The sequence below is a fragment of the Kitasatospora putterlickiae genome (assembly GCF_039527695.1).
GTDB classification, from domain to species: domain Bacteria; phylum Actinomycetota; class Actinomycetes; order Streptomycetales; family Streptomycetaceae; genus Kitasatospora; species Kitasatospora putterlickiae.
Map to the genome: position 1 here is coordinate 28772 of NZ_BAAAKJ010000096.1, position 9996 is coordinate 38767.

Annotated in this window: 8 protein-coding genes; 2 read left to right on the top strand and 6 right to left on the bottom strand. The window is 70.8% G+C overall.

Translation table 11 applies throughout. From position 1 onward, the window contains the following. The 6 genes from ABD308_RS10475 to ABD308_RS10500 all read right to left on the bottom strand — a co-directional run. The coding region (locus tag ABD308_RS10475; protein WP_344331357.1) for an ROK family protein at positions 1-620 on the bottom strand (620 nt) is incomplete at its 3' end. Continuing rightward, a complete protein-coding gene (locus tag ABD308_RS10480) occupies positions 617-1456 on the bottom strand; it encodes a carbohydrate ABC transporter permease (RefSeq protein WP_344331362.1) in 840 nt (279 codons plus the stop codon). The genes ABD308_RS10475 and ABD308_RS10480, both read right to left, overlap by 4 nt. Next, a complete protein-coding gene (locus tag ABD308_RS10485) occupies positions 1446-2408 on the bottom strand; it encodes a carbohydrate ABC transporter permease (RefSeq protein WP_344331376.1) in 963 nt (320 codons plus the stop codon). The genes ABD308_RS10480 and ABD308_RS10485 overlap by 11 nt, the downstream gene beginning before the upstream one ends. Before the next feature lie 2 nt (positions 2409-2410). Beyond that, positions 2411-3694, bottom strand: a complete 1284-nt coding sequence (locus ABD308_RS10490; protein WP_344331384.1) for an ABC transporter substrate-binding protein — start codon at positions 3692-3694, stop codon at positions 2411-2413. 29 nt (positions 3695-3723) lie between these two features. Next, positions 3724-5319 carry an FAD-dependent oxidoreductase gene (locus ABD308_RS10495; protein ID WP_344331421.1) on the bottom strand — a complete coding sequence of 532 codons (1596 nt, stop codon included), beginning with the start codon at positions 5317-5319 and terminating at the stop codon, positions 3724-3726. A gap of 5 nt (positions 5320-5324) precedes the next feature. Beyond that, on the bottom strand, positions 5325-6347 hold the full coding sequence (locus ABD308_RS10500) for a LacI family DNA-binding transcriptional regulator (protein ID WP_344331388.1): 1023 nt from the start codon (positions 6345-6347) through the stop codon (positions 5325-5327). A gap of 987 nt (positions 6348-7334) precedes the next feature. On the opposite strand from ABD308_RS10500, the gene ABD308_RS10505 reads away from it, so the two are divergent. Continuing rightward, a complete protein-coding gene (locus tag ABD308_RS10505; protein WP_344331389.1) occupies positions 7335-8627 on the top strand; it encodes a hypothetical protein in 1293 nt (430 codons plus the stop codon). Between the two features lie 80 nt (positions 8628-8707). Continuing rightward, positions 8708-9892, top strand: a complete 1185-nt coding sequence (locus tag ABD308_RS10510) for a macrolide family glycosyltransferase (protein ID WP_344331391.1) — start codon at positions 8708-8710, stop codon at positions 9890-9892. Positions 9893-9996 lie beyond the last annotated feature (104 nt).

Genomic DNA, 9996 nt, shown 5'->3' on the forward strand with positions numbered 1-9996 from the left:
GCGCGGGCGGCGGCCTCGCGGCCGGTGACGTCCGCCCCTGTGCGCAGCCGATAGGCGCGGGCGAGACCGGTGCCGGAGGCCACGCCCTCCAGGTGTCCGGTGCGCCCGCAGCCGCAGGTCAGCCTGTCGGCGTCCGGAGCCGGAAGATGAGCCGTCTCTCCGGCGCCGCCTCGCGCCCCGTGGTCGACCGCGCCGCCGCGGACCAGGCCGCCGCCGAGGCCGGTGCCGACCGCGACCAGCAGCACATGGGCGTGACCGCGGGCGGCCCCGGCCCAGCTCTCGCCGAGGGCGGCGGCGTTGACGTCGTTGTCCACCACGACGGGCCGGCCGATGCGCCGGGCCAGCTCATCGGCCACCGGTGTCCCGGCCCAGCCGGGCAGGGAGTCGGTGGCGTAGCGGACGACGCCGGTGGCCGGGTCGATGAGACCCGCGGCGCCGACGCCGACCGGACCGGCGCCGCCGAGCCGCCGGGCCAGGTCGGCGGCGGTCTCCAGCACCGCGTCCGGGCCCTGCGCGGCCGGGGTGTCGGCTCGCGCCTGGTCGAGCACCGCGCCGTCGGGTCCGACCAGGGCGGCCAGCGTCTTGGTGCCGCCGATGTCGATGCCGAGTGTGGCGTTCACTTCAGCCCCGTGTGGGCGAGGCCCTCGATGAACTGCTTCTGGGCGATGACGAACACGATCAGCACCGGGATCGCGGTGAGCGACGCCGCGGCGAGCTGGACGTTCCACATGGCCCCGCCGTAGGAGTCCACGTACTGGGTGAGCGCCTGCGGCAGGGTGAACATCTCCGGCGAGGAGAGGTACACCACCGGCTCCAGGTAGAGGTTCCAGCTCTGCAGGAAGGTGAAGATCGCGACGGCGCCGAGCGCCGGCTTGGCGAGCGGCAGGGCGATCCGCCAGAACGTGCCGAAGTAGCCGATGCCGTCGATCCGGGCGGCCTCCTCCAGTTCATTGGGCAGGCTGATGAAGAACTGCCGCATGATGAAGGTGGCCATGACGCTCGGCGCGCCGAAGACCGGCACCAGGATCAGCGGCCAGTGGGTGTTGGTCAGGCCGAGGTCGTTGAACATCTGGAAGAGCGGGACGATGGTGACCTCGCTCGGGATGAGCAGTCCCACCAGCACCACCAGGAACAGCGCGTTCTGGCCGCGGAACCTGATGCGGGCGAAGGCGTACCCGGCGAGCGAGGAGACGATCATCGTCCCCGCCGTCACCAGCGCGGCGATGTAGAGGCTGTTGACGTACTGCTGGACGAACGGGCGCCCGTCGAAGACGTCCTTGTAGGCCGAGACCGTCGGGTTGGTCGGGAAGAGCTTCGGCGGATAGGCGAAGATGTCGGCGATGGGTTTGAACGACGACGTCACCATCCACCAGGTCGGGAAGACGAAGGGGATCGCGAGCACGCAGAGCAGGCCGTACAGGGCGACCCGGGTGCGCAGCGGGATTTTACGATTCATAGAAGACCCACCTCTTGCGCATCTGCCACTGCAGCACGGTGAGCGCCAGCACGATCAGCAGCAGCAGGATGGACAGGGTCGCGCCGTAGCCGAAGTGATGGAACTGGAAAGCCTGCTGGTAGAGGTAGTAGACGAGCACGGTGGTGGACAGCTTCGGGCCGCCCTGGGTGAGCACCGCGATCTGCGCGAACACCTGGAGCGAACCCACGATGGTGATCACCGACGTCAGCAGGATCGTCGGGCTGATCAGCGGCAGGGTGATGGACCGGAACCGGACCCACGCGCCGGCCCCGTCGACCCGGGCCGCCTCGTACAGCTCCTTGGGCACACCCTGGAGCGCGGCCAGGAACAGCACCATGTTCAGACCGACGTTCTTGAACACCTGCACGACGATGACCGAGAGCATGGCGGTGCCCTCGCCGCGCAGCCAGTTGGGTCCGTCGATGCCGACGGTGTGCAGCAGGCCGTTGATGCCGCCGTTGTTCTGGAGCAGGAAGCCCCACACGATGGTCCAGGCGACCAGCGACACCACGACGGGCGAGAAGAACAGCGTGCGGAACACCGTCATTCCGCGCAGCCGCTGGTTGAGCAGGACGGCGAGCAGGAGGGCCAGGGAGAGGTTGAGCACCACCAGGCCGACCGAGAACAGGGCCGTGGACTTCAGCACCTCGGGCAGGTTGGCGTCGTCCAGCAGCTGGGTGTAGTTGTCGCCGCCCGTGTAGGTGAAGTCGCCGGCCAGCACGTTCCACTCGTACAGGCTGTACCGGAAGACCAGGGCGATGGGCAGCAGCACGAAGACGGCGCTGCCGAGGAGTTGGGGCGTGATGAACGCGAAACCGGCGAGCTGGTCACGTCGGCGCCGGGTCCAGAACGGACGTCGCGGCGGCTGCCCCGCGGGGACGGACCCGCCCGAGGGCGGGTCCGCCACCGCTGATCCCGGGGAGACGGACATGGTCACTTCTCCAGCAGCGGGGAGATGTTCTTGCACAGGTCGTCGAGAACGCCCTTGACGTTGGCGTTCGGCGTCCACAGCGGGTCCAGTCCGGCGCGGACCCGCTGGGCGAGTTCGGCCTGGCCGGCGTGGCCCGGCTTGACGACACCCTTCTTGACGCCGTTGACGACCACGCTGTCGAGCTGCTCGTTCTTCAGCAGCGGGTTGGTCTTGGCCAGGTTCTCCGCGGTGAGCTGGGACTCCCGGGGCGGCGGGAAGTAGGCGGCGAGCTTGGCGGAGTTCTCCGGGTTGGTGAAGTAGGCGAGGAAGTCCTTGGCCTCCTTGGTGTGGCCGCCCCGCTTGACCACGCCGACGCCGGCCTGGCCGATCACCGAGTAGTCGCCGGCCGGTCCGGCCGGCAGCGGCACCAGGTCCCACTCGAACTTGGCGCCGTCCAGCAGCGCCGCCCGGCTGATCTGGCTGATGGTCATCGCCGCGTCGCCGGTGAAGAAGTCGGCGGTCTCGCCGGGGCCCGGCATCGCCTTGTCCTCGAAGATCCCCTTGTGCAGGGTGGTCATCGCGTCGACCATCGGCGTGCTGTTGAAGGTGCAGGTCTTGCCGTCGGCGCTCCAGGGCTCGGCCTTCCAGCCGCCCCAGAAGGTGGCCGCGTTGCTCCACTCCTTGTACTCGAAGTCACGGATCACGATGCCGGCCTTGCCTGTGGAGCGGTGCACCTCGGCGCCCTCGGCGAGCACGGTCGACCAGTCCCACGTGCCCGCCTTGATGAGCTCGTCCGGGGTCTGCCGGCCGGCCTGCTTCAGCAGGTCGCGGTTGACGAAGACACCGAACGGTGAGGTGGAGAAGGGATACGCGTACAGCTTGTCGTCGCGCGTCCAGAGCTTGGTGGTGCTCGGGATCAAGTCCTCGTACTGGTAGCCGCTGGTCTGCTTCAGGGTGTCGTCGAGCGGCACCAGGGCCCCGGAGCTGACGAAGTCGACCGCGTCCGTCTCGAAGACCCACGCCAGGTCGGGGGCGTTGCCGCCGGTCATCTGGGTGGTGAGCGCCGTGCTGTAGCTGTCGAACGGCAGCGGGTCGAACGTGATCTCCTTGACCTCGGGGTGGGCCGCCAGGTACTCGGCGGCGATCTCGTTGAAGAGCTTCAGGTGCGGCTTGTTGGACGTCCAGACCGTCATCCGCAGGCTCACCGGACCCTTGTCGCCCTCCGAGCCCTCTCCACCGCACGCGGCCAGGACCAGCGTGGCGGACATCGCGGCGGCGGCCGTGGCCAGCCCTCTACGTATCGACATGGTGTTCTCCCTCGGTGGTGCGTGGAGGCCTAGTAGCCCGTGATGTCGGGCCAGCGCAGTTCGACGCCGGCCGCGGTGAGCCGGTCCTGGAAGGCCGAGAGCAGCTCGGGGTTCTCCCGGACCGCGCGGGGGCGGGTGCCGTGCGTGAGGCAGAAGGCGGCGAGCGTGCCGGCGGCCTCCCCGATGTTCCACTCGACCGGGTGGACCCGGTAGGCGCCGTTGGTGATGTGGGTGGTGCCGATGTTCTTGCCGGCGGGCAGCAGGTTCTCGACCCTCTGCGGAAGAAGCGCGCCCAGCGGGATCTCGAACGGGCTGCAGCCGACGTCGATGTAGCTGTCGCCGCCCGTCGAGGGGTGCAGGTCGATCCGGTACATGCCCAGGCCGACGGAGTCCGGGTACCGCACGGCGCCCCGCTCCCCGCGGACGGCGAGCGAGAGGTCCTGCTCGACGACGGTGTAGTCGGCCTTGATCCGGCGCGCCTCGCGGATGTACGGGGCCTGGGCGAGGCCGTCGGCGCCGCCGGTGATGTCGCCGCGCAGCCGCAGCCCCGGGAATCCGGTGCCGCCGTCCGGACGGGGCGCCTCGGTCTGCATCCAGTACAGGAAGGCGAAGCTCAGTTCCCTGGCCCGGCGCAGGTGGTCGGCGGCGTCGGGGACGTCGAGGACCGGGCCTTCGAGGTAGTCGATCATCGGCCAGTTGACCAGGGTGATGTCGCTGGGGTAGGCGCCGTCGGTGAAGGTGCCTCGGGCGGCGATCCGGCGGAACGTCCACAGGTTGGCGTTGCCGGGATTGACGCGCTGGTCGGCGTTGACCGCCAGCGGGTCGTCACTGGGGTTGGGGCTGAAGTCGTGCCCGACGCGCTCCAGCGTCCTGGGGTGCGGGTACTGCCAGGACAACAGCGGTCCGCCCCACACCTCGGGCTGGTAGGACCGCCAGAAGTCGTAGTCCGCGGGTTTGTCGATGGTGTGGTCGCCGTCGACGTGGTCCATGGCGAAGCAGACCGATACGGCCTGCATGTTCAGCGGCTGGGCGACCTGCGGGGCACTCGGCTCGCCGGTGTCGGCGGCGGACTCGAAGCCGGTGACGTACTCGGTGCCGGTGAGCGGCAGCAGGTCGCCGGTCTCGGTGGCGTCCAGCACGTAGGAGGCGGTGGCGTGGATCTTCCCGCCGGTGTCGCGGTGGGTCAGGGTCACCGCGGTCACCCGATCGCCGTCGGTGTCGGCGGCGGTCGGCCGGTACGGCTGGAGGACGGTGAGCCGCCCGCTGGCGCGGTAGGGCGCGAGCATCGCCTCGATGACCGCCACCGCGACCCGCGGTTCGTGGCAGAGCTTGCTCACCCAGCCCCCGCCGGGGTTCAGTTCGAGGCGGGCCCTGGCCCGTTCGGTGAGCGGGTAGTGCCGGCGGTAGTAGTCGCGAACGCCGTCGCGCAGGGCCCGGTAGCCGGCCGTGACGCCGAACTGCTCCACCCAGGAATGCTCGTCCGGCGGCACCGCCTGGCTGGTGAGCTGCCCGCCGATCCAGTCGAACTCCTCGGTCAGCACCACGGTCCGGCCGGCGCGGGCGGCGGCGAGCGCCGCGGCGACGCCGCCCAGCCCTCCGCCGACCACCAGCACGTCGCTGCGTATCTCGGTCAAGAACGGTCCCTTCTCGGTTCGCCGAGGGTCTGCCCCTCGACGAAGTGGCACGGCAGAAGCCGCTTGAGCGTGGTGGTCGACCGGTCCTCCAGTAAGGCGGCGAGGAGTTCCACCGACTGCCAGCCCATCTCCCGGCGCGGAATGCGGAAGCCGGTGCTCGCGATGTCGGCGTCCGCCGACTCGGCCGGTACGCCGGTCACCACGACCGACAGGTCACCGGGCACGTCGACGCCTCGTTCCCGGGCCGCCCGGATCAGCGCGACCCCGTCGGCGTAGCCCTCGACCACGGCGGTGGTCACCCCGGCGGCGAGCAGCGCGTCCAGGGTCTCCCCCGCGGATCGGCCGGCCGTCCGCTCGTGCCGGCCGCCCCCTCGGGTGCCGGCGCGGAATCCGCTCATCCGGTCGTCGGCGGACTCCGCTCCCTCCCCCGCCCCGACGTAGGCGAACTCCCGGTGCCCGAGCTCCCGGGCCCGCTCGACCAGCTTCCGGGTGGCGGCGGCGTAGTCCGCCCCCACGCAGGGCACCGGGCCGCCCGCGTCGTCGCGTCGGCCGACCGCCACGAACGGGTAGTTCTCGCGGTTCAGCCGGGCCAGCTCGTCGTGCGGTATGTCCCGGCCGAGCAGGATGCAGCCATCGGCGATCCGCAGCCGGTTGTTCTCGTGGAACACCTTGCGCCGCCCGTCGGTGACCGGAGCGCTGGTGAACAGCAGCAGGTCGCACCTGAGCTGCTCGGCGCACTCCTCGATGCCACGCAGGAACGGGTAGTAGAAGTCGGCGCTGGTGCTCGGGAACACCGATTCGTAGGTGAACACGCCGATGATCTGGTTGAGCTGACGCACCATGCGGCGGGCCACGGGGTCGGCCGCGTACCCGGTCTCCCGGATCACGTCGAGGACGCGCTGTCTGGTCTCGGGAGCGATGCGGGTCGTCGCGTCGGTCCTGTTGTTCAGCACGAGCGAGACCACCGCCTGGCTGACGCCGGCGAGGCGAGCAATGTCACGCTGCGTGATCCTTGGCACGGGGAACTCCTCCGGAGGCTACTGAAGCCCTCGCTGATAATACGTATTATCAACTCGGTGATCAGTGACGCTACTCGGGCCGTTACGCGGTGTCAACGATCCTGGTGGACTTTGCCAGGGATCTTGAAAAATCCAGTCGGGTGGTTGATATTTCGTCACATCGACCGATTTACATCACCTCCGCGTTCCCGACGCGGCAAGCGTCCGTTCACCCGCTGTCCGATGGGGCGACGCCCGGGCTCCGGCGCCCCCTCCCGGGCCCCCGCACCGACTACCCCCCGTTAGCAGCCGAGGCCGCCGGTTCACCGGCCCTCGTCGACGCGGCGCCGAGCCCTTTGGAAAAGGTGTCCATCCGCCCGAGGATCGACCTCCAGGCCGCCCGCACTGCGGGATCGCGCCCTTCTCGTTCCCGGCGGCGTCGCACTCGGCCACGATCCACAGTGCGGACCCGGGAGCCGGAGCTGCGGCGCTCCGGCCTCGGGGCCGGGCCGGACCCGGGCGGTTCGGTCACTGGTCATGGGGGTGGAACCGCCCCTCGCGCCCTCGCGGGCCGACCCGGCCGGGGGGACGGTCCCGTCCGGGGCCGGCCGCGGGGGCCGGTGGATCCGGAGCCGGGGCCCGGTCGCCCGACGATCACCGACTCCGCCGCTGCCACGAACGACACCGGGGTGACGGGTCCAAACATGCGGAACAGCGGTGCCCCGATTCTGTCTCGTTTCCCGCACTCGGCGCCCCGTGGCCCCAGGTAGTGCTTGTGGCGGGAGGGATGCGCACCTAGATTCACGACGGGTCGATCCAGTAGCTGAGAGTGGCAAAGCGGCGTCCCACCGTGAACTCGGTGCCCGGCGGTTCGATCGTGGCGGACAAGCCCTCCGCCCGGTCGGGTGGAGATCCCGCCCCCGGCGACGACCGACGGCGTCACCCCGGCCTGGAAGAAGCCCCGATCCGTTCCCCGTCCTCTCGACTCCCTCGTGGAAAGGCTCACGCATGACCGCCCTCACCGGACAGCACGAGAACGGCCGGCACGTGAACAGCCCGTCGGACCACGACTCGGACCCGCACGAGACCGACCTGCGCCGGATCCGCGCCCTGATCCTGGCGGCGGACGGGCCCGAGGAGCAGCTCGCGGCGGTGATCAGGTCGGCCGGCGCCGAGCAGACGGTCGCCGACCTGGTGGACGAACTGGTCACCCGGGCCGACCTGAGCGAGCAACTCGCCGCCGCGGCGGTGGTGGTGCAGTTCGAGCTCGCCTTCGACGGCCAGGTGCTCCGGCACCACCTGCTGACCGGCCCCAAGGCCGAGCACCGCACCGGGCCGGCCGACGAACCCGGCGCCACCGTCGAGCTGGACCTGCTCGACCTGGCCCGCGCCGTCTTCGGCGCCCGGCACACCGCGGGCCACCGCACGCCCAGGATCACCTGGCACGGCATCGAGGACCCGGCCCGGCTGATGCCCGCGCTGGCGGCCTTCCCGGTCGTCCAGCAGCTGCTCCGCGGCCTGGCGGAACAGCCGCTCGACCTGGCCGAGTTGTCGCTGCGCCACGGCTCGGACAAGTGGGGGCTGCACTACTACACCGAGCACTACGCCCGGCACTTCGCCCCACTGCGGGACCGGCCGCTCACCATCCTGGAGCTGGGGATCGGCGGCTACGCCGACCCGGCGGCGGGCGGTGGCTCGCTGCGGATGTGGAAGCGCTTCTTCCGGCGGGGCCTCGTCTACGGGGTCGACGTCTACGACAAGACGGCGCTGCGCGAGCAGCGGATCCACACCGTCCGGGGCGACCAGGCGGACCCGGCCTTCCTCACCGCGCTGGCCGAGCGGATCGGGCCGATCGACATCGTCATCGACGACGGCAGCCACTACTGCCCGGACGTCATCGCCGCCTTCGGCGCGCTCTTCCCGCACGTGGTCCCGGGCGGGCTCTATGTGATCGAAGACCTGCAGACGTCCTACTGGCCGGGCTACGGCGGCAGTTCGGAGCGGCTCAGCGACCCGACCACCAGCATGGGCTTCCTCAAGCAGCTGCTCGACGGCCTCAACCACGAGGAGCACGAGCCGCCGACCGCGCACCGCCCGAGCGGGACCGAGCGGACGCTGGCCGGCGCGCACTTCTACCACAACCTGGCGATCCTCGACAAAGGCCGCAACGAGGAGGGCACCGTCCCCGCCTGGATCCCGCGCCGGCAGCTGAGCGCCGAGGAGATCGCGGGCGCCCAGTGGGCCGTCCAGCCGCAGCCCGAGCCGCAGCCCGAGGCCGGCCCGGACCAGGACCCCAGCTGAGCCGCGCGGCCTGCCGCGCCCCTTCTCCCTCCCCGAATCGCGCTTCTTGCTTCCCTCTTACCGATACCGACGGAGTAGCAGTGAGCCACATCCTGATGGTCAACATCCCGGCCCACGGCCATGTCTTCCCCACCCTGGCGGTGGTCGGTGAACTGGTACGCCGCGGGCACCGGGTCACCTACGCGGCCGTCGACGACTTCGCCCAGGCCCTGGCCGAGGTCGGCGCCGAACACCTGCGCTACGACTCCACCCAGCCGCTGGACAGCGTGGGCGGTCCCGAGAACGGGCGCACCCCGCTGATCTTCCTGGACGAGAACATCGCCATCCTGCGCGCGGTCCGGGAGTGGTTCGGCGACGCCAGGCCCGACGCGGTGGTCTACGACGCCGTGGCCTTCCAGGCCGGCCGGATACTGGCCCACACCTGGGGGCTCCCGGCCGTCCAGTCGACGCCGTTCTTCGCCTCCAACGACACCTACTCCTTCGTGCAGCAGATGATGGAGGCGGACGGCGCGGTCCCGCTCACCGAGGAGGTGCTGGTCGAATTCGGCGTCCGGATGGCCGAGTTGCTGGCATCGAACGGCATCGACGAGCCGGCGCACGAGTTCATGACGCGCACCGAGGACCTCAACCTCGTCCACGTGCCGCGGTTCTTCCAGCCGCACGGCGAGAGCTTCGACGAGCGCTTCGCCTTCGTCGGGCCGTGCCTCGCGGACCGCGCCTTCCTGGGTGAGTGGCAGCCCCCGGCGAGCGGGCTGCCGGTGGCGCTGGTCTCGATGGGGACCGTGCACAACAAGCATCCGGAGTTCTTCCGGCTGTGCGTGGACGCCTTCGCCGAACTGCCCTGGCACGCCGTCATCTCGGTCGGCAGGGGGATGGACCCGGCCGACCTCGGTCCGCTGCCGGACAACGTCGAGGTCCACCGCTGGGTCTCGCACCTGGCGGTGCTCCGGCACGCCCGGCTGGTGATCACCCACGGCGGCATGGGCGGCGTGCTGGAGTCCCTGGACGCCGGCTGCCCGATACTCGGAGTGCCGTCCTGGCCGGACGTCGCGGCCAACACCGCGCGGGTGGCCGAGCTGGGCCTCGGCCGGGAACTGCTGCCGGCGGAGACCGACGTGAGCCTGCTGCGGGCCGCGATCACCGAGGTGGCCGCCGACGCGGCCGTGCGGGAGCGGGGCACCGAGGCGCAGCGGCTCGCCCGGGAAGCGGGCGGTGCCACCCGCGCCGCCGACGAGATCGAGACCTACCTGAAGCGCACGGCCTGATCCCACCACAGGACCCGGCGTCCCCGATGAGAAGCGGAACGCTCAACGGCCGGACGCGGGCACGGACGCAGGCGCCGGAACCGCGGTTCGACGCGGTTCCGGCG

Coding starts and splice junctions, on each gene's coding strand:
- ABD308_RS10480 (WP_344331362.1), bottom strand. CDS start 1,456: ATGAATCGTAAAATCCCGCTGCGCACCCGGGTCGCCCTGTACGGCCTG.
- ABD308_RS10485 (WP_344331376.1), bottom strand. CDS start 2,408: ATGTCCGTCTCCCCGGGATCAGCGGTGGCGGACCCGCCCTCGGGCGGG.
- ABD308_RS10490 (WP_344331384.1), bottom strand. CDS start 3,694: ATGTCGATACGTAGAGGGCTGGCCACGGCCGCCGCCGCGATGTCCGCC.
- ABD308_RS10505 (WP_344331389.1), top strand. CDS start 7,335: ATGACCGCCCTCACCGGACAGCACGAGAACGGCCGGCACGTGAACAGC.